Annotated in this window: 18 protein-coding genes; 3 read left to right on the plus strand and 15 right to left on the minus strand. The window is 57.9% G+C overall.

Going from position 1 to position 18,885, the window contains the following annotated elements; genetic code table 11:
- Positions 1-71 precede the first annotated feature (71 nt).
- From KI612_RS16480 to KI612_RS16530, 11 genes are all read right to left on the minus strand, one after another.
- Complete coding sequence (locus tag KI612_RS16480; protein WP_226441155.1) at positions 72-299, minus strand: YgaP family membrane protein; 228 nt, start codon at positions 297-299, stop codon at positions 72-74.
- On the minus strand, positions 296-3,514 hold the full coding sequence (locus KI612_RS16485; RefSeq protein ID WP_226441156.1) for an efflux RND transporter permease subunit: 3,219 nt from the start codon (positions 3,512-3,514) through the stop codon (positions 296-298). Before KI612_RS16485 ends, KI612_RS16480 begins: the two co-directional genes overlap by 4 nt.
- Positions 3,515-3,517: 3 nt before the next feature.
- Complete coding sequence (locus KI612_RS16490) at positions 3,518-4,507, minus strand: efflux RND transporter periplasmic adaptor subunit (protein ID WP_226441157.1); 990 nt, start codon at positions 4,505-4,507, stop codon at positions 3,518-3,520.
- Positions 4,508-5,020: 513 nt separating this feature from the next.
- Positions 5,021-5,323 carry a c-type cytochrome gene (locus KI612_RS16495; protein WP_226441158.1) on the minus strand — a complete coding sequence of 101 codons (303 nt, stop codon included), beginning with the start codon at positions 5,321-5,323 and terminating at the stop codon, positions 5,021-5,023.
- 76 nt (positions 5,324-5,399) lie between these two features.
- Entirely contained in the window at positions 5,400-6,791 is a 1,392-nt protein-coding gene (locus tag KI612_RS16500) for a cation:proton antiporter (protein WP_226441159.1), read from the minus strand.
- A gap of 72 nt (positions 6,792-6,863) precedes the next feature.
- A complete protein-coding gene (locus KI612_RS16505) occupies positions 6,864-7,175 on the minus strand; it encodes an STAS domain-containing protein (protein ID WP_226441160.1) in 312 nt (103 codons plus the stop codon).
- A 105-nt stretch (positions 7,176-7,280) separates the two neighbouring features.
- Complete coding sequence (locus KI612_RS16510; RefSeq protein WP_226441161.1) at positions 7,281-8,324, minus strand: potassium channel family protein; 1,044 nt, start codon at positions 8,322-8,324, stop codon at positions 7,281-7,283.
- Positions 8,325-8,333: 9 nt separating this feature from the next.
- Positions 8,334-8,828: a DUF3124 domain-containing protein gene (locus KI612_RS16515; RefSeq protein WP_226441162.1), complete on the minus strand. Its 495-nt coding sequence runs from the start codon at positions 8,826-8,828 to the stop codon at positions 8,334-8,336.
- 133 nt (positions 8,829-8,961) lie between these two features.
- Positions 8,962-9,330, minus strand: coding sequence for a response regulator (locus tag KI612_RS16520; protein ID WP_226441163.1), 369 nt, complete (start codon positions 9,328-9,330; stop codon positions 8,962-8,964).
- Positions 9,327-12,041: a response regulator gene (locus KI612_RS16525; RefSeq protein WP_226441164.1), complete on the minus strand. Its 2,715-nt coding sequence runs from the start codon at positions 12,039-12,041 to the stop codon at positions 9,327-9,329. Before KI612_RS16525 ends, KI612_RS16520 begins: the two co-directional genes overlap by 4 nt.
- A gap of 35 nt (positions 12,042-12,076) precedes the next feature.
- Positions 12,077-12,490 (minus strand): hypothetical protein, encoded by a 414-nt coding sequence (locus KI612_RS16530; protein WP_226441165.1) that lies wholly within the window; start codon positions 12,488-12,490, stop codon positions 12,077-12,079.
- A gap of 140 nt (positions 12,491-12,630) precedes the next feature.
- Here KI612_RS16530 and KI612_RS16535 point away from each other — a divergent pair, with 140 nt between their 5' ends.
- On the plus strand, positions 12,631-13,338 hold the full coding sequence (locus KI612_RS16535) for a response regulator (RefSeq protein ID WP_226441166.1): 708 nt from the start codon (positions 12,631-12,633) through the stop codon (positions 13,336-13,338).
- Between the two features lie 101 nt (positions 13,339-13,439).
- On the opposite strand, the gene KI612_RS16540 is transcribed toward KI612_RS16535, so the two are convergent.
- From KI612_RS16540 to KI612_RS16550, 3 genes are all read right to left on the minus strand, one after another.
- Positions 13,440-15,302, minus strand: coding sequence for a TolC family outer membrane protein (locus KI612_RS16540; protein WP_226441167.1), 1,863 nt, complete (start codon positions 15,300-15,302; stop codon positions 13,440-13,442).
- 157 nt (positions 15,303-15,459) lie between these two features.
- Entirely contained in the window at positions 15,460-16,644 is a 1,185-nt protein-coding gene (locus KI612_RS16545) for a HAMP domain-containing sensor histidine kinase (RefSeq protein WP_226441168.1), read from the minus strand.
- Positions 16,586-17,281 carry a response regulator transcription factor gene (locus tag KI612_RS16550; RefSeq protein ID WP_226441169.1) on the minus strand — a complete coding sequence of 232 codons (696 nt, stop codon included), beginning with the start codon at positions 17,279-17,281 and terminating at the stop codon, positions 16,586-16,588. The genes KI612_RS16545 and KI612_RS16550 overlap by 59 nt, the downstream gene beginning before the upstream one ends.
- 16 nt (positions 17,282-17,297) lie before the next feature.
- Here KI612_RS16550 and KI612_RS16555 point away from each other — a divergent pair, with 16 nt between their 5' ends.
- Entirely contained in the window at positions 17,298-17,474 is a 177-nt protein-coding gene (locus KI612_RS16555; RefSeq protein WP_226441170.1) for a hypothetical protein, read from the plus strand.
- A 170-nt stretch (positions 17,475-17,644) separates the two neighbouring features.
- Positions 17,645-18,322 (plus strand): EF-hand domain-containing protein, encoded by a 678-nt coding sequence (locus KI612_RS16560; protein ID WP_226441171.1) that lies wholly within the window; start codon positions 17,645-17,647, stop codon positions 18,320-18,322.
- 103 nt (positions 18,323-18,425) lie between these two features.
- Here KI612_RS16560 and KI612_RS16565 read toward each other — a convergent pair whose 3' ends face one another.
- A complete protein-coding gene (locus KI612_RS16565) occupies positions 18,426-18,872 on the minus strand; it encodes a cytochrome c (protein ID WP_226441172.1) in 447 nt (148 codons plus the stop codon).
- Positions 18,873-18,885: the final 13 nt, after the last annotated feature.

Raw genomic sequence — 18,885 nt, forward strand, 5'->3', positions numbered from 1 at the left:
ATAATTACATATATTACAAGCGCTTAGGATCGAACATTAAGGCTTGATCACAAACGAAATAAGGCGCTTTATCAGCTGCAGCAGCCACCACCATTACCGCGCTTTACACCCAGTTTTGCCAGCAGTTTTTCCGGCGGACAGAAGCCGGTGAAACCACTCTGCAACAAATTGAAGCCGACGAAGGCGGTGAACGCCAGGAACCAGCGCGAAACGAAAAGCGGGCTTTCCTCGACGCCCAGCGCCAGGGAAAGAAGGATGAAAAAGCCCGCCATGATGCGGATGATGCGTTCGATGGTCATTGTTGATGCTCCTTGCGGAAAGCCGAGAAATAGAGAACGGGGATCACCACCAGCGTGAGCAGGGTGGAGACGAGAATGCCGAAAATCATGGAGAGCGCCAGACCGTTGAAGATCGGATCGTCGAGAATGAACAGCGCGCCGAGCATGGCGGCCAGTGCGGTCAGCGCAATCGGCTTGGCACGCACCGCGGCCGATTGCACGACGGCCTCGGCGAACGGCATGCCGGCGGCGACCTGCAGCTTGATGAAATCGACGAGCAGGATGGAGTTGCGCACGATGATGCCGGCCAGCGCGATCATGCCGATCATCGAGGTCGCGGTGAATTGCGAGCCGAACAGCGCGTGCCCGGGCATGACGCCGATGATGGTGAGCGGGATCGGCGCCATGATGATCAGCGGCACCAGGTAGGAGCCGAAATGCGCCACGACCAGCAGGTAGATCAGGATCAGGCCGACCGCGTAGGCGAGGCCCATGTCGCGGAAGGTTTCATAGGTCACCTGCCACTCGCCGTCCCACTTGACGCTGTAGCCGGCATACGGATCGGCCGGCTGGCGGATGAAGAACTCGCCAAGCGCGCCGCCTTCCTTGAGCGCCATGCCGTTGATCTGCGAGCGCACGTCGAACATGCCGTAGAGCGGCGAATCGAGCTGGCCGCCCATGTCGCCGACGACATAGACCACCGGCAGCAGGTCCTTGTGGTAAATCGCCTTTTCGCGCGCCACGTCGCGCACTTCGACGAGTTCCGAAACCGGTACCAGCTGACCGTCGCGCGAACGCACACGCAGCTTGAGCAGGGCGTCGAGATTCGACTGTTTCTCGGCCGGCAGCGTGATGCGCACCGGAATCTCGAATTTCGATTCGGTATTGCGCGCCGGCGTCACGTCCTGCCCGGCCAGCCCCATGCCGACCACCTCGATGATGTCGCTCTGCGCCACGCCGAGCAGCGCCGCCTTGCTTTGCAGCACATGCAGCACGGCCTTTCTGGAATCGGCCTCGATATAGTCGTCGACCGCCACGAGATCGGCCGTCTTCTCGAACGCAGCCCGCACCTGCTTGCCGACGCTCATCTGCCCCTTGTAATCGGGACCGTAGATCTCGGCGACGATCGGCGACATCACCGGCGGCCCGGGCGGCACTTCGACGACCTTGGCGACGCCGCCATTCTTCTTGCCGATCGCCTCGATGCGCTCGCGCAGCGACACCGCGATTTCGTGGCTCTGACGCGAGCGATGATGCTTGTCGGCGAGATTGACCTGGATGTCGCCCTTTTCCGGCGCGGCGCGCAGGTAGTACTGACGGACCAGGCCGTTGAAATTGATCGGGCTGGCCGTGCCGGCATAGGCCTGGTAATTGACCACATCCTCGACGCCGGCCAGTTCGCTGCCGATTTCGTGCAGCACGCGCGCCGTTTCTTCAAGCGGCGTGCCAACCGGCATATCAAGCACGACCTGGAACTCGCTCTTGTTGTCGAAGGGCAGCATTTTCAGCACGACGAGCTGGAAGTAAGCCAGCGACACCGAACCAAGGATGAGCAGGACAACGGCTATGCCCAGCTTGAGCCGCATCGCGGCGCCCTTGACCGGATCGAGGAAGGGCGTCAGCAGCTTGCGGAAGGTCGCATCGAGCCGGGCGTCGAGTTTCGACTGTGCCGGCAGCGCATGCCCGGCCGCGTGCGACTTCATCAGCTTGCCGGCCAGCCAGGGCGTGACGACGAAGGCGACAGCCAGCGAAATGGCCATGCCCATCGACGAATTGATCGGAATCGGGCTCATGTACGGCCCCATCAAGCCAGTCACGAAGGCCATCGGCAGCAGCGCCGCAATTACCGTCAGGGTCGCCAGGATGGTCGGCCCGCCGACTTCATCCACGGCGCCGGGAATGATTTCCAGCAAGCTCTTTTCCGGATACAAGCCCTGCCAGCGGTGAATGTTCTCGACGACGACGATCGCGTCGTCGACCAGGATGCCGATCGAGAAGATCAGCGCGAACAGCGACACGCGATTCAGCGTGAAGCCCCAGGCCCAGGAAGCGAACAGCGTCGCGGCCAGGGTCAGGGTCACGGCGACGCCAACGATCACCGCCTCCCGCCGGCCGAGCGCAAAGAAAACCAGCAGCACGACAAAAGCGGTGGCAAAAACGAGTTTACCGATCAGCTTCTGCGCCTTCTCGGTCGCCGTCTCGCCGTAGTTGCGCGTCACGGTGACTTCAATGCCTTCCGGGATCACCGTGTTTTTCAGGCTTTCGATGCGGTCGACCGCTGCGCTCGCAACATCGGCCGCATTGACGCCGGGCTGCTTCGACAACTGCATGGTGACGGCCGGGAACTCGCCTTCCTTGCTGCCGAACCAGGCATAGGCCTTGGGCTGGTCAGCACCGTCCTCGACCGTGGCAACGTCGCTCAGGAAAACCGGCTTGCGCTCGCCGGCGCTGCCGCGCACGGCGATCACCAGTTGCTTCACGTCGGCCGCCGATTCGAGGTAAGTACCGGTCTGCACCAGCACCTCGCGATTGCCGGCAGTCAGGCTGCCCGACGATTGCAGTGCGTTCGACACCTTGAGCGCGGCGGCGATGTCCTGCGGCGTGATGCCGTAGGAAGTCATCCGCTCGGCATCCATCAGCACGCTGATGGCGTGCTCCGGCCCGCCGATGGTCGATACGTCACGCGTGCCCTTGATCCGTTTCAGTTCGATTTCGACGGCGCGTGCCACCTGCTGCAGGTCGAAGGCCGAACGGTTTTCATCCCGCGTCCAGAAAGTCAGCGAGACGATGGGCACATCGTCGATGCCGCGCGGCTTGATCACCGGCTCCATGACGCCAAGATTGGGCGCCAGCCAGTCGCGGTGCGACATCACGGTATCGTAGAGGCGCAGCACCGCATCGTTGTATTTGACGCCGACGTCGAACTGCACGGTCACCACCGCACCACCGGGGCGCGAGGCGGAATAGACGTGCTCGACGCCATGCATGCGCGACAGCACCTGCTCGGCCGGCCGCGCCACCAGGTTCTCGACGTCCTTGGCCGAGGCACCAGGGAAAGCGATCAGCACATCGGCCATGGTGACGTCGATCTGCGGCTCTTCCTCGCGCGGCGTGACCAGGGTTGCAAACAGGCCGAGCAAAAAGGCGACCAGCGCCAGCAACGGCGTCATGCGCGAAGTCAGGAAGGCGGCGGCGATGCGCCCGGAGATGCCGAGCTTTTCCTCTGTGTGCGCCATGGCTTACTTCGCCGACTTGAGCTGGATACCGGCCTTGACCGGATCGGCCACCACCTTGTCGCCGCTGGCCAGACCGGCCAGCACTTCGATCTCGCCCTGGCCGACCGCATCGCCCAGACGCAGCTGGCGCAGGCTGGTACGCCCGTCGGCGGCCTGCACGTAAACCGCTGCCACCTCGCCACGCCGGACGATGGCAGTGGCCGGCACGGTCAGCTTTTCGGCCTGGCCGACAACGAAATGCACGCGGGCAAACATGCCCGGTATCGCTTCCGGCATCGGGGGCAATTGCACACGTACCTGCGAGACATGGGTGGACGCATCCGCGGTCGGCAACAGTTTGACCGAGACGGCATCGACCCACTTGCCGAGCTCAGGGAATTCGACCCGTGCCGCCTTGACGCCCTGCATTTCCTTGAGGCGATATTGCGGCACGCTGGCGGTGACGCGCAGGCTACCCGGCTGATAAATGACGAACAGGGGCTTGCCCGGCGTCGCCATGTCGCCAAGCTCGGTCAGGCGGCGGGCGACGACACCGTCCATCGGCGCCACGATCGCGGCATGACTCTGGCCGGCCCCGGCGGCGGAACGATTGGCAGCGGCCGCATCGAAATCGGCACGCGCCTTGTCCACGGCAGCCTGGCTGACGAATTTCTGATCCTTCAGGCTCTTGTGCCGCTCGTAATTGAGTTTCGCATTGATGTACTGCGCCTCGGCCGCCCGCGCCGCCTCATCCGCCTCGCGCGCATCGATGCGCATCAGCAGGTCGCCCTTGCGCACCGTCTGCCCGGCATCGGCCCTCACTTCAACGACCCGACCGGCGATCTGCGCCCCGACGGTTGCCTGTTGCACCGCTTCAACCAGCGACTCGGCCGGGAAGCCCAAGGCAACCTGATGTGGCTTGACGACGATGACCGGCAGCGACTCGGCCGCCAGTACAGCGGTCGACGTTCCCAGAAGGGCAAAAACCAGAGCTTGGATAAGTTTTGAATTCATGTATATAAGAATACTCTAATTAAGCTTGCCGCGACAAGGCCGACTGCGGTCGACCATTGATTTCAATCGTTTTTCACGGGGTGGCAGGATCGTCATGACAGCGCTGACCAAGCGGGACTTGCGGCGGCCGCAGGTGGAGTATCCCGGACATCGAGAGCCCTCCACAGATGCAGCGGGTGGGCAAGGCGGCGGGGACGCTTGGACGCGCCAAATCCCGGGCAAGGGCCGAAACCGGCTGGCGTCACGAACTTCCTGATCCTTGTGGCGAACCAGTGCCAAGCCAGCTGCAACAAGCGCGGCAAACCAGCTGTCAGGGAAAACGATGCAGACAAGATTGCCAGCTGCATCACCGGTGCTGCGATACTCGCCTCTTTCGGGCTCATGTCATTACAACTCGAACCCGATTTCCAGACATATTGTTGCCCTCAGGCAAGCCCGAGGCTGCAGCTGCGCACCAGCCTCCCGGCATACGGTTGCGGCGCCCCGAGCCAAACGGGGCGCCGGGTCATGCGATCACTTGTGGTTAAGCACCCACTTGGCCAGCGTAGCGGCTTCCGCATCGGTCACGTTGTTCGGCGGCATCGGCACGGCACCCCATTCGCCCTTGCTGCCATTCTTGATCTTGCCAGCCAGCGCAGCCTCGACGCCCTTCTCACCGGCGCGCTTGGCCACCACATCCTTGTAGCTCGGCCCGACGATCTTCTTGTCGAAGGAGTGGCAAGTCATGCAGTTCTTGGCTTTCGCAAGCTCATCGGAAGCCATGGCCTGACCGGTCAACAAGCCGGCAGCAACAAAAATCGCGATGCAGTGTTTCATTTTTTCCTCCAGAGAGTCACGAACCAGTCAGGGCGCTGGTTTACAGGCACAGTCTAACCCGGCGAATGGACGTAGCCTACCCCTGGCGACGCAACAAGGCGGTCAGTACCGGCGGGGTCATCATGGTGGTCAGGATGACCATGATGACGATGACCGAAAACATGCCTTCGCTCATTACCCCCAGATTTTTGCCAACCATCGCGAAAATCAGCCCGACCTCACCACGCGGCACCATGCCCCAGCCAACCACCCAGGGATTGTTGGCACGGCCGGCAACGAAGCCGGCACATAGCTTGCCGATGACGGCGGCGAGGGTGATCCCCAAGGCGACGAGCACCGTCTGCGGATCGCTCAAGGTCCTCAGATCGACCTGCATGCCGGTCAACACAAAAAATACCGGCACAAAGAAATAGCCGATCGGCTCGAGCATGTGTTCATGCTGGTGGCTGCTGTGGCGAGCCAGAACTTCGCGAATCTGCGTCTGGCTGGCGGCACCGCAATTGTCCGGCAGCAGCGGCTCGATATCCTGCACGAGTTTCGGCGTCTCGAATTCCTTGAGGAAAACCGGCTCGAACAGCAAGCCGGCGGCAAAGGCGCCAATGATCGGCGCCAACCCGGCCGCATGCGCCAACCAGGCCATGAACAGGCCAACCACCAGGACCAGCGAAAACAGCATTGAATGGCCATTATCGAGCCGCGAGACGCGGCGCAACAGGAATGGCGCAACCGCCCGACCGATCAAGATCGAGCCACCAAGAAAAAGAACCGCCTTGGCAATGATCCAGCTCACTTCGCTGGCACTCACCGTCCCCACCTGTACCAGGCTGCTGACCACGGCCAGGATGACCAGCCCGAGTACGTCGTCGATCACGGCGGCACCAAGCACGATCTGCGCTTCAGGCATCTTGAGACGACCGAGATCGCGAAAGACACGGCCGGTAATCCCCACCGAGGTGGCAGCCAGCGTTGCGCCGAGGAACAGGTAAGCGTTGAACGTCATACCGGGCAGCAGCAAGGGCCCCGCGACAAAGGCCCCCAGTGCAAACGGCACGGCAATGCCGACCGAGCCCACCAGCGAGGCCTTCGCGCCGACGCTGACCAGATCGCCAAGGCGCGTCTCCAGACCGATTTGCAGCAGAAGGATGATCACGCCCAGCTCGGCCATGAACAGGATGATCGGATCGGTCGCCACGGCAGCGAAATAATGCACGCCCAGCAAACCGAGATTGCCCAGCACCACGCCCAGCAACAGTTCGCCCAGGACGGCAGGAAAGCCGATACGCTGCGCCAGCGGTGCGAAAAGTCGGGCCGACAGGATGATGATGGCAAGCCACAACAGGTTCTCGCCTACCGCACCGGCACTCGCCGCCAGAGCCGGGCCGGCCGAGACCAGCAAGATTAGCGGCAACACGCGCCGCAGGCGGCCGACATCAAGGAAAAGGGGAGAAACTGGGGGCTGGGCAGGCATGGGCTTCTCGACAAACAGGATGACCGATCGATTCTAGCATCGACCCATTGCCGCCAGCGGCAAGGCCGGGACTCAGGAAACGCGGAACAGCCGTCCGAACTGGACCGTCCCGAGAATTTCCCGCACACCGGCATTGCAACCAAGCAGGGCCACCGTACAACCAAGATTGCGCGCCCGGTCGCGCACGACCAGTAACAAGCCCAGGCCGGAACTGTCGAGATAGGTCAGGTTGGCGCAGTCGAGCTGCACTTCGACCGGCATCGAAAGTCCGTTGAAAAAGCCGTCGACCGCTGCAAGAAACTCCTGGCGCCGGGTGAAATCCAGGCGCCCGGAAAGAGATAGAACAGGAGTACGCTCCCCGACTCCGCGGCTGTCAATCTGCATCGCCTTCCCCTGATAGGCACATCTGAAGCAAGCCTTTTCTCTGGCTCTACTTCAGGCAAATCTTACGCCAAGCGAGCGGGGAATCAAGCCTGGACAGCCCCCCGCTCAGGAGGCAAGATCAATCAGCAAGGCCTCGATTTCCATGCGACCAACCGGACTGGCCATGGCAATCAGCGTGAAGCCTGGCTTGATCAGGAAGTCATTGTCAGGATTGAACTGCCATTCGCCATTGCGCTCGCGCACGGCCAGCAACACATAATTGGCGCTACGCAGCTTGAGCGCAGCGATCGGCTTCGGAATAAAACCGGCAGGAACCGGAACCTCCTCGACACGTAGGTTTTTTTCCGACTTGAGCATTTCATCGAGGAAAGAAACCACATGCGGCCGGATCATCGCCGAGGCGATGCGCATGCCGCCGGTAAAATCAGGAGAAACGATGGCATCGGCACCGGCCTTGCGCATTTTCTCCATGTTGCGGGTTTCCATGCAACGGGCAACGATGCGGACATTGGGCTTGAGCTGCTTGGCCGTAATCACGATCATCAGATTGCGCGAATCATCGCCGGTGACGGCAAAAACGCCTTTGGCATCCTCGAGATCAGCCGCCATCAGGATATCGTCGTCGCTTGCATCACCATGCAGATAGAGCAGGCCGGGATTCTTTTCCTTGTACTCCTGCAGGCGGACATTGTCTTCGTCGATGGCGACGTAGTGGCGGTTGGTTGCTTCCAGCTCATGCGCAATATTCCGTCCGACCCGGCCAAAACCGCAGAGGATGTAATGTCCCTTGAGCTTCTTGATCGTCTTTTCCATACGTTTTCTCTGCAGAGTTCCATTCAGATCGGTTTCAAGCAACGCAACCGTCACGACCGAGAACAGCATCGACAGATTGCCGGCGCCCAGAATGCCAAGCACTACCGTCAGCATGCGGGCAGGCTGATTGCTCGACATGTCGATGATTTCACCAAAGCCGATTGTGGCGACAGTGATGAAGGTCATGTAAAAGCAGTCAAACCACGAGTACTTGCCATCGGTCAGGTACATGTAGCCCAGGGTGCCGAACACGTGCACCGCCAGTAACCCCACCAATGCGACATAGAGCAGGCGAAAGATGTAACTGATCAGGGATGCTTTGACGGCGGATGTCACGACATGAACCTATTCGCCAATCGGCACGGACTGGGTCATGAAAATGACGGCTTTCCCGCCATCCATATTGGCGTGCAGGGCTTCAAGCAGAGGTGGGCTGATCGCAGTATCCGCATCCCATTTGACAACAAAATTGGCGCCGGACCCGCCCGAAGCGTCATTCAGTTCGACAAACAATTCAAGCGTACCCAAAGGCGGGATAGTGACAGCCGTCGGCACCCGCTCGCCCAGCAATTTGCCCTGAGTATCGAAATAGCGAGCCGACAAAACACGCAGAGGGCGACGGACATCTGTGTTGCGGATGCTGACCAGGGCTGAAAGCAGCACATAAGATGCCTTGCCGCTCTTGCCAAGATTGCCATAGAGCATATGGGAGTAAATCGGCAAATACAGCGTCTGGCCTTTGGTCTGCGGGCGTAACTCCTGAGCTGCTGCAATTCCGGACAACAGCAACAGCCCGCACGCACCCGATAACAGCTTGCGCAGCAAATTCCCCGGTTTCATCGTCTCCCCTTTCGATCAAACAGACTGGCTCTATGCATTTTTCGGCCGATGATACCTGCAGGCGGGATTTCCCGCACAGCTGAAGACATCCCCCGACAGGAAAAACCACTCAAGCACTGGCTGCAGAACAACGCTACGCCAGCAAGGTTTTCAACTGGGTGGAGATCAATTGCCAATTTACCGGTTTGGCAATGTAGCTCGCATTCAGCGCCTCCGCCCTGGCAATACTCTCAGGATTACGATGACCACTCACCAATACCACCGGGAGATCACGCCCATGACTTTGGCGAATGGCGGCGCAAACCTCAAAACCGTTCATCCCCGGCATTTCGACATCAAGCAGCACGATATCCCAAGGCATGCGCCTGAACTCGGCAAGCGCATCCAGACCATTATCCACAACGACAACCGAAAACTCTTCCGGATCAAGCGCTACCGGCATCAGCAGGGCAACCGTCGGATCGTCATCGGCAACGAGGACCCGGTATATTGGCTGGCTCATGCGGGATCCTCGGCAAGCATCTGGTTGATGGCCAGGCTAACCCTCCCCCATTCGACCATCAGGGACTCGACATGCAGGGAAACTTCCGTCAAGTCACCCGCCCGACCTCCCCCCTCGATATTCCGCAGGATTTCGGCAAAACGATTGGCCCCGACATTAAAGGAGCTGGACTTCAAACCATGCGCCGCGCTTGCCAATTGCTCGACGTCTTCCCGCCGGAAGGCCGACTCCAGGCGCTCCATCTCCTGCGTCGCCGCCTTCAGATAGACGTTCAGCAGTTGCCGGACAAGCAGCTCGGCCCGCGCCGGAGAGAGGGCCCGAATCTTGTCGAGCGCAGAGGGATCGAGAGGACTGGCAATCACCACATTTTCCGGATCAGGCTCGGTCGAATCAACGGTCAATTGACGTCGCTCGGCGGGCAACCAGCGCTGGAGTATCGCCAGCATCTCATCCCCACTGTAGGGTTTGGTCAGGTAATCATCCATGCCCGCCTCCATGCAGCGGGCTCGGTCACCAGGCATGGCGTTGGCCGTCAAGGCAACGACCGGCAGGTGCAAACCACTACCCTGCTCACGCTGACGCAGTAATCGAGTCGCCTCGAAGCCATCAAGCAAAGGCATCTGGCAATCCATCAGGACAAGATCGAAACGTTCGTCGGCGAGCATTTCAAGTGCCTGTCGCCCATCACTGACAGTGCTCACCTTGACTCCTGCGCGTTCGAGATGGGCCCGGGCAACGATCAGATTGCTTTCGTTATCTTCGGCAATAAGTACTCTCCCCCGCAAACGCGGCGGAATTGCCGAAACCTTGCTGCCGGCACGGACAGCCCTCCGGCTGAGCGCCAACTCGATGGCCTCGAAAAGCTCTGCCTGACGGACCGGCTTGACGAGACAAGCCGAAATATCAAGACGCGCCTGATCCTCCCTGGCGATCAACTCGACCGAAGATGAAAGGACCACGATCCGCGTTGCCTTGAGGCGCTCGTCGCTGCGAATTGCGCTGGCGACATGCAAGCCCGGCAAACCGGGCATATGCAGGTCAAGCAACACCACCGAGAATGGCTCCCCCGCTTCGGCCGACTCACGCAAACGGGCAAGCGCCTCCACACCGGAGCCGGCAGCTCCGACATCGAAGCCCTTTTTCCTGGCCTGACCCAGCATCACGTCAAGGCTGGTCTGGTTGTCATCCACTACCAGCATGCGAGCCCCAGTCATGCGGACTGTCGGGAGTGGCTCTTGCGCTTCGACCAGCTGACCAAACGGCAAACTGAGGGTGACTACGAAACTGGAGCCTTGTCCAGGCTGGCTGAACACGGACAAATGCCCCCCCATCATTTCGACCAGACTACGGCAAATGGCAAGCCCCAGTCCGGTCCCCCCATACTTGCGGGTAGTCGAACCATCCGCCTGCAAAAAGTGCTCGAATATCTTTTCCTGAGCTTCGGGCGGGATACCAATCCCGGTATCCCTTACGGTCAAGGTCAGATTGAACCTGTTTTCGTCGGAAATACCGAACACCAGTGACAATACTATTTCGCCATGATCGGTAAACTTCACCGCATTGCTCAACAGATTGGCAATCACCTGCCGCAATCTTAGCGAATCCCCTCGCACCACCAAGGATTCGGCCAGGGGCAAATCAGCAACCAATTCGAGGCCCTTCTTTTGGGCTGGCTGCGAAAACAGTTCAAGCGACTCTTCAAGCAGCCCCAGAAGATCGAAATCGACTTCCTCAAGCTCGAGCTTGCCAGATTCAATTTTGGAAAAATCCAGGATATCGTTAATGATGCCCAGCAGATGGCGACCAGAACGCTCGACGGCTTCAACAAACTGACGCTGCGTTGGCTCCAGGCGGGTATTGAGCAGCAATTCGGTCATTCCCAGCACACCGTTCATCGGGGTGCGGATTTCGTGACTCATCGTCGCCAGAAACTCACTTTTGGCCTGACTCCCTGCTTCGGCAAGATCCTTCGCGCTCCGCAACTCACGTGTACGCTGCTCAACCATCTGCTCCAGGCTGCCCAGATGCGATGCCAACCAGCGGTCACGCTCCCGGATCTGTTCGACCATGGCATTGAACCCCTCCCCCAGCAGGTCCAGCTCCGCCACTCCGGTTTCAGCCGCGCGGGTATCAAGCTGCCCTCTCGACACCTGCGCCATGTTTTCGGTAAGCACAAGTAGCGGATTCATCAAGCGATCGATCTGGCGAGACTGGAGACGCAGGGCAATCATCAAGGCAACAGCCGTCTCCAGCAGGAGCAAACCAAGGAACCAGAACACTTGTTGATAGATTGCCGAGAGATCAATGACCAAGCGTATCCACCCCCGCTCAGCCCGATCGAGATGCGCATATGCCAGAAAATCAATCGTCGCCCAATGAAATTCGTACCCTAGCTGAGCGTCGACCGGTAGAAGCCCTCCTGCTTGCTCAGATCCGGCATCCCGTTCATAGGCGGCAAATAACGTGCGATCGCGACGAAACACCGCAACCGTCTGAACATCCGGCAGGGCACGCAAAGAGCTCAGCAATTGCATCGCAGCAGCCCGATCGTCCGATGCAAGGGCCGGCGCGAGAGTCGCGTTCAGCAATTCAAGGCGCGTCTCTCCATCGAGAACCTGAGTACGCACGGTGATACAAGCGGACGTCAAAAGAATCACTAAAGAAACGAAGGCTATGGCGGAAGCCAGAACATAAAAATTGATGCTGGCCAAGCGTGCTCGCAAGGACGGCGATTGGAAAAACCTGCTCATGGCTTATTCTGCGGCAATATCGATGCGCGGAGTTTGGCTTCACTCGCAGCACGCCAGGCTTCGCGAAAACAATCCTGCAAGTACCAGCGCACGCTTGGCGGAACCGGGACCTGTTGGCCAGCCAAGCGCATTGATAGCAATTCTTCAAGCACCGCCGCAGCGCAGGACAATTTATCAGCCCCGACATTGGCCGCAGCACTGCGCACTGCATGAACCTTTTTTCGCTCCGCCTCGTCATCTCCGCGCGTAGCAAGCCACTCCCGCTCCCATTCAGAGAAGTGCTGGACAAAAAGCCCGAGCGCCTGCCACCACAACACTGGCTGCCCCAGCATGCGTTCCACAGCAGAATCTATGTCAAAACCTTGAATGGATTTAGGAATAAGCATCGGAATGAAACGGAGGTCACCCAAAAACTATGGCGCAAGAGGGAATACTGACATACGGATTGTCACAGTAAAAAGAATTGTAAAAACATGGGAATGGTAAAACAATTCAAAGGTTTTACATTGGATTACAATGCCATCTTTACAAACTCGCTTACGTCAAACTTATGCGCCAGACTGCGCTCATTGTGGAAGACGATCCGGGAACACGCCATGTTCTCAGCGCCACGCTGTTAACGGCCGGCATTAATAGCATATTTGCTGAAACCGGCGCACAAATGTGGCAGCAACTCTCCGAGAACCCCGACGTCATCATTCTTGATCTCAGCCTGCCCGACTCAGATGGGCTGGAACTCCTGCGCCAGTTACGACAACAATCGGAAATTCCGGTATTGATTCACTCGACTCGATCAGACGAAGTCGAACGTATCATCGGCATTGAAATCGGCGCCGACGATTTCTTGCCTAAACCTTGCAATCTCCGCGAACTGGTTGCACGAACCCGCGGCTTGCTGCGACGGACGCAAGGACGTCAGCCCACCCCAAAAAATGAAGCTCGACGCATGCATTTTGGTAACTGGACACTTGATACGGCATCGCGCGAACTTACCGATGCCGAGGGCCGCCCAGCACCACTCGGCGTTTCCGCCTTCGCTCTGCTCTCCGCATTTCTCGACCATCCATTTGAGCCGCTTTCCCGGGAATTGCTTTCCCGCGTACTAAAACGCGAATACGTCCCATATGATCGAATCATTGACGTCCATGTCAGTCAGATTCGCCGCACCCTCGGCAAGCAAGCGGATGGAAGCAGTTTCATCAAAACCCTGCGCTCCCAAGGATATGTTTTCATCGCGGCAGTGGAAACGTCTCAATAACAGACCACCACGCCAGACCGGATTCCATTACCTGCAATACGAAAGCCAACGTGAAAAAGCCGCCTCAAGGCGGCTTTTTCAATTCCAGCAATGGCTAGCTACTACTTGCCACCGGTGACCTTACAGCCACCAACTGTATTCCCCGCACAAGGAGAAGATCCCTCGCGATTGATCAGCCACTTGCCACCAACCAGAATCATTTCGAGTGTCTTCTTCGTGACATCGCGGTACTGATTTGACTGGTAGACCTGACGGAAGTCAGCGAAGGCGCGATCCTTTCCATCCATGCGAACAGTGACTTCCTGAACATCGACGCTGATATTGTCACGTGTCGAGATCCGGCTGCGGCGCAACTGCGCCCAGTCTTCACGATTCAGACCGCCATCCGGGGTGAAAGTCGGTGCATAGAAACCGGCATAGTCAGAATAGTTCTTGGCGGACCAAGCGGCAGCCCAGGACTTGACCTGACGAATGATGTCATCGTTGGCGCTTGCTGCAGCAGGAGCAAAAGCAACCTGCGGAGCCATCGGCTTGGTATTGAGCTGGCTCATTGCACGAGCATTCAAAGCCTCGCGATCAGATGCAAAGGTACTGATCGAATCATTCGGACAGAATTGGCTGGCATCAACCGAGGCAAGTTCGCTGCTTTCAGGATCACGAACATCCAGCTTCTGCAAACCGAGGTATTCAAGCAGGGTACCCATGCCGGCGTAAGTACGCAGATAGGCGAGGCTGAGATCGGTATCGGCATTGACTGCATTCCGACGGGCGCTCAGCAACTCGTTTTCGGTATCGAGCAAGTCGAGCAAGGTGCGCTGACCGACATTGAATTGATCCCGATAAGCATCGCGGGTCTTTTCAAGCAAGCTGACTTGAGTCGCCAGATAATTGGCCTGTTCCTTCAGCCGCAAGACATCATTGTAGGCAATCGAGAGGGTCTGACGGGTATCGCGACACGCCTTTTCGCGCAAATCAAGAGCAATGTTCTTGCGCTCACCATACTGCCGCTCCCGCGCCCGATCTGAACCGCCATTGAACAGGTTCCAGTTGATTACCAGTTCAGCAACATTCTGAACACGATCACCATCTACGCCGAGGTAATTCTTGGTGTGATCGGTCCGCGCACGAAAATCCAGTTTGGGCGAGTAAGCAGCACGCCGCACAGCCATATCGCGCTCAGCCGCTTCGATGTTTTCAACAGCAGCCAACAAGGCGGGGTTTTTCTTGTACAAAACATCCTGAGCTGCTTTCTGGCTTGCCGGCAAACCATTGCTCAACTGACTCGGCGGAATCACCGAGCCCGGCGGCTGGCTGTTAACCAAGCGCTGATAGCGAGCCGTGACGTCATGCAGGTTTGCCGTCTCGGTCGTCAGATTGATTTCAGCCAAGGCCAGACGGCTCCCGGCTTGCTCAAGATCGACCCGGCGCCCCACACCAGACTGGGTGCGACGAATCAGTTGTTCATGAGTCGCCTTGTGCTGAACGTAGTTATCTTCGGCGAGATTAACCAGGAAGCGGTAGCGCAAAACATCAAGATAAGCACGAGCGGCTTCAAGCGCGATGTTTTCTGATGCATCAAGCAACTCGTAGTAACGAACCAGGCGAGCCTTGTCGAGGCGCTTGACTTCGTTGTGGGTTGCAAAGCCATCAAACAGCATTTGGTTCAGGCTCAAGCCAAAACCACTGCGCGTGTAATTATTGCTTTCATTCGTCGGAGGTTGCTTCAGACTTTCGCGACCAACCCCGGCCGTCGCATCAATCCGCGGCAAAAAGCCACCGCGCGCAACGCCGACTTCCTCTTCCGCCGCTTTGTAGTTGTGCCATTTCGAAGTCACTTCCGGACTGCTCAGCACCGCCTGTTGAGCAACCTCTTTTAGTGTCGCAGGGGCGCCATCGGGAGCAGCCTGCGCAAGCACCGGAAACACTGTGGAGAGAAGCAAGGCAAGAATAGTGTTTGGTTTCATGAGCATTCAATCAGAAAAAAGCATCAATTAATCCACCGACACACATGACAAGGCGCTCACCGGCAGGGCACGAATTATTGGAAGCATAAGCATTGCTTCGAGTGAGCCGATTATAAACAAGCAAAATGTCAGCTATGTAAGTTTTTGTAAACTGTTACTACACTCGCAAAAGCACCTTGACCACCAAGCCGCCAGCCTCTCCATTACTTGCGACTATTGAACCATTGATCGCCACAAGCACCCTTTTCGCGATTGCCAACCCCAGTCCGTAACCACCACCTGAGCCCTGCCCTCCTTGACGAAAGAACGGAGCAAAGATTGCCTCAAGATCAGCATCTGGTACTCCGGGGCCCTGATCCGTGATTGAAAACGCAAAAAAGCCGCCCTCCCGCCCAGCCTTGACCACCACCTTCCCGCCCTCCGGTGAAAAACGCAAGGCATTGCGAACGATGTTTTCAATGGCGCGGTGCAATAACTCTGCATTGGCTCTGACCTCAACCATTTCCCCTGCCACAAAATCTATCTCGACTCCCCGCACCACGCCCTCAAATCGAGCATCTTCAACAATGCCAACGAGCAACTCACCCATATCGACATTTTCGAAAGCACCAATCACCCCGGCCTCCAGGCGTGACAATGTCAGCAACTCGCCCACCAGCTGATTGATCCGTTCCCCCTCCCGCTCAATGCGATCAAGCGAGTCCCCCATCCTTGAAGGCTGTTGCCGAGCCAAGCCAATGGCTGCCTGAAGGCGGGCCAGCGGAGAACGTATTTCGTGAGAAACATCATGCAGCAGGTTCTTCTGCCCCTCCATAAGCACGCGCAAACGCTCAGTCATATGATCAAAATCACGCGCGAGATCGACCAGTTCATCATCACGCCCCCCCATGCGCTGCCCGATACGGACATCAAGATCGCCCTCGGCCGCTGCATCAAAGGCCTCGCGCAAAATGCGGATGGGCTTGGCGAAATACCAGGCCAGAGCGAAAGCGCAAGCCAGACTTGCAAGCAAGGTCGCCAGCGCAGGAACAAACGGGATGCGAAACTCGCCCGGCGGCGGGGCGGGATGATCGCCCTGCGGGGGGCCTCGTCCAAAATCAGGAGGAAGCCTGCGCAAAGCATCGAAATGTGGAGGCGGCTCGGGCAAGGACATTGCCCTACCTGACTCAACCATCTGATCTGTCCGGCGATGTTCCAGCCAGAAAACCAGCCCGACCCCCAGAATGCCAGCAAGTTGAGCCAGCCAGACAAACAGGAAGAATTTCCAGAAAAGGCGCCCCACGCTATTCACGCAGTAGCTGATAACCTTGCCGATAGACGGTCTGGATGCAGGAACGACCATCGAGCAGAACCCCGAGCTTGTGCCGAATGCTCGACAGATGAACATCTATGCTTCGATCGTAGCGAGCCAATGGGCGCCCGAGCGCCTGCTCCGACAGGTCACTCTTGCTGACCGGTCGACCTGCATTTCTGGCCAGAATCTCCAGCAGGTTGAATTCGGTACTGGTCAACTCGACGGGAGCCCCAGCCCATTCAACCCGGCGTTGTTCGGAAAGAACGCTCAAGGCGCCAATCACCAGGGGTGCGCCGGATGCAGCCTCACCGGGGAATTGCGTGCGACGCAAGATGGCGCGCAAGCGGGCAGCCAATTCACGAGGAAGACAGGGCTTCGGAACATAGTCATCCGCCCCCAGTTCAAGGCCGACGATGCGATCCATGTCATCTCCCTTGGCGGTCAGCATCAACACCGGAATCGCACTGCCTGCCCGAATTCGCCGCAAGGCCTCAACACCATTGACGCGAGGCATCATGACATCAAGAACAACGATTGCATACTTTCCGGAAAGCGCTTCCGCCACACCGCTCTCGCCATCATTGACCGCCGTTGCAGCAAAACCATCCTGGATCAGGTAGTCGCACAACATGCCTGAAAGCTCGACATCATCGTCGACCAGCAAGATATGGGTACCCGGATTCATTGCAGACTCATCGTATATGGATGCTCGCGATCATAACCAAGCAAGGGGCCTCAAGGTACCGGATTTACAGACTTTTACCGGCAGCACACCGTATTTTGCGGTGCCATTTCAAAAGCCCCCCTCGGTTGGCAAAGAACAGAAAGCGGCAACGGCAAATTTTGCCGCCCTGAAAAATTTGCCGGATCCGGGATAAATCTTGAAAGATATCGAGAAAAAGAGACAAAAATCCGGTTTTCCTTAACAGCTTTTTACCTCACTTAACATTAAACACCACTGATTTCCCCTGTTCCAGGCCGATAACTTGCTCAAAGAGATCACCCCGCAAGCGGGCAAGGCCGTTTCAATAAACAACAGGAGGTAATCATGGTCAGCAGCATCAGCAGCACCGCATCCATCAGCCAGTTATTCGCCAAGCTGGACAGCAAGAGCCAGGGATATATCGAGAAAAGCGATCTACTCTCGGCCTTTAGTCAGATCAACTCAAGCAGTAGTGATAGCTCCGAAATTGATGATGTCTTTGCTGCACTCGACAGTGACAGCGATGGCAAGGTTACGGAAAGCGAGTTTTCCACCACGCTCACCAAGTTGCAGGAAGAACTTGACAGCCAGCTCAACGAAATGCGCATGAACGGCTTTGGCGGCAACCAAGGCAGCAGTGGCATGGCAAGCATGCCGCCGCCCCCGCCACCACAAGACGACAGCGGTTTCACCAAAGAGGAGCTGACCAGCCAGCTCGACGAAATCGGCAGCACCGACAGCGAACGCACCAGTTTCATTTCCAACATCGTCAGCAACTTCGAAGCAGCCGATGCCGACGGGGATGGCAAAGTGACCTTTGCCGAAGCACAGAGCTACAACAGCGACTCGAGCAGCACCTCAACAACGAGCGAAAGCACCACCAGCAGCACTTCAAATACAACGGCAAGCAACAGCGAAGCCGAGATCATGATGAAAATCCTGCAACTGATGCACGCCTACGGCAGTTCGGATCAGGACCAGCAGAATACGACTGCCAGCAGTCTGCTTTCGGTTTCAGCCTGAAAATTGCGACACAGCAAAACAGGCTGGTTTGAACAAGCCAGCCTGTTTTATTTTCAATAACGACAATTGCCTGGCACCTGCCATGCACCAGCCGCTCACCTTGTCAGTCCTTGAATACCTTGTGACAGCTGCGGCACTGCTCATGCACGGCCTCGTAAGCGGCACTCACCCTTTTCAGATCACGACTTTCTGCGGCCAACAGCAGATCTCCGGTGGCAGCCAGAAAAGCTTGCCGCTGCCTCTCGAAACTTGCCACCTCACTCCAGACCTTTGCCGTGGCATGCGTTGGCGGATAGTTGGTGTCCGGCCCGAAATATTGCCATGGCCCATCCTTGGCCGCATCCAATGCCTTGGCATGCAGGAGGAACTGGTCAGGCTTGTATTGCCCCTTGCGCAATTGCTGCCCCATCGGCTCAAAAGCATGCAGCATCTGCCCGAAAGCTTGCCGACGATGAGTGACCGGCTGGCCCGGACGCGTATCGGCCGGCTCGCCGCAAGCCGCCAGAAACGAACAAAGCAGGCCAAGAATCAGGATTTTGTTGCGTTGCATTGACAAGTCTTCA

Source organism: Quatrionicoccus australiensis (genome assembly GCF_020510525.1).
Classification (GTDB): Bacteria; Pseudomonadota; Gammaproteobacteria; order Burkholderiales; family Rhodocyclaceae; genus Azonexus; species Azonexus australiensis_B.

Bases quoted from the DNA above. Each gene is read 5' to 3' on its own strand.
- KI612_RS16535 (WP_226441166.1), top strand. From the start codon at position 12,631: ATGCGCCAGACTGCGCTCATTGTGGAAGACGATCCGGGAACACGCCAT.
- KI612_RS16500 (WP_226441159.1), bottom strand. From the start codon at position 6,791: ATGCCTGCCCAGCCCCCAGTTTCTCCCCTTTTCCTTGATGTCGGCCGC.
- KI612_RS16540 (WP_226441167.1), bottom strand. From the start codon at position 15,302: ATGAAACCAAACACTATTCTTGCCTTGCTTCTCTCCACAGTGTTTCCG.
- KI612_RS16565 (WP_226441172.1), bottom strand. From the start codon at position 18,872: ATGCAACGCAACAAAATCCTGATTCTTGGCCTGCTTTGTTCGTTTCTG.
- KI612_RS16485 (WP_226441156.1), bottom strand. From the start codon at position 3,514: ATGGCGCACACAGAGGAAAAGCTCGGCATCTCCGGGCGCATCGCCGCC.
- KI612_RS16550 (WP_226441169.1), bottom strand. From the start codon at position 17,281: ATGAATCCGGGTACCCATATCTTGCTGGTCGACGATGATGTCGAGCTT.
- KI612_RS16555 (WP_226441170.1), top strand. From the start codon at position 17,298: ATGGATGCTCGCGATCATAACCAAGCAAGGGGCCTCAAGGTACCGGAT.
- KI612_RS16480 (WP_226441155.1), bottom strand. From the start codon at position 299: ATGACCATCGAACGCATCATCCGCATCATGGCGGGCTTTTTCATCCTT.
- KI612_RS16515 (WP_226441162.1), bottom strand. From the start codon at position 8,828: ATGAAACCGGGGAATTTGCTGCGCAAGCTGTTATCGGGTGCGTGCGGG.
- KI612_RS16495 (WP_226441158.1), bottom strand. From the start codon at position 5,323: ATGAAACACTGCATCGCGATTTTTGTTGCTGCCGGCTTGTTGACCGGT.
- KI612_RS16545 (WP_226441168.1), bottom strand. From the start codon at position 16,644: ATGGTCGTTCCTGCATCCAGACCGTCTATCGGCAAGGTTATCAGCTAC.
- KI612_RS16505 (WP_226441160.1), bottom strand. From the start codon at position 7,175: ATGCAGATTGACAGCCGCGGAGTCGGGGAGCGTACTCCTGTTCTATCT.
- KI612_RS16560 (WP_226441171.1), top strand. From the start codon at position 17,645: ATGGTCAGCAGCATCAGCAGCACCGCATCCATCAGCCAGTTATTCGCC.
- KI612_RS16490 (WP_226441157.1), bottom strand. From the start codon at position 4,507: ATGAATTCAAAACTTATCCAAGCTCTGGTTTTTGCCCTTCTGGGAACG.
- KI612_RS16520 (WP_226441163.1), bottom strand. From the start codon at position 9,330: ATGAGCCAGCCAATATACCGGGTCCTCGTTGCCGATGACGATCCGACG.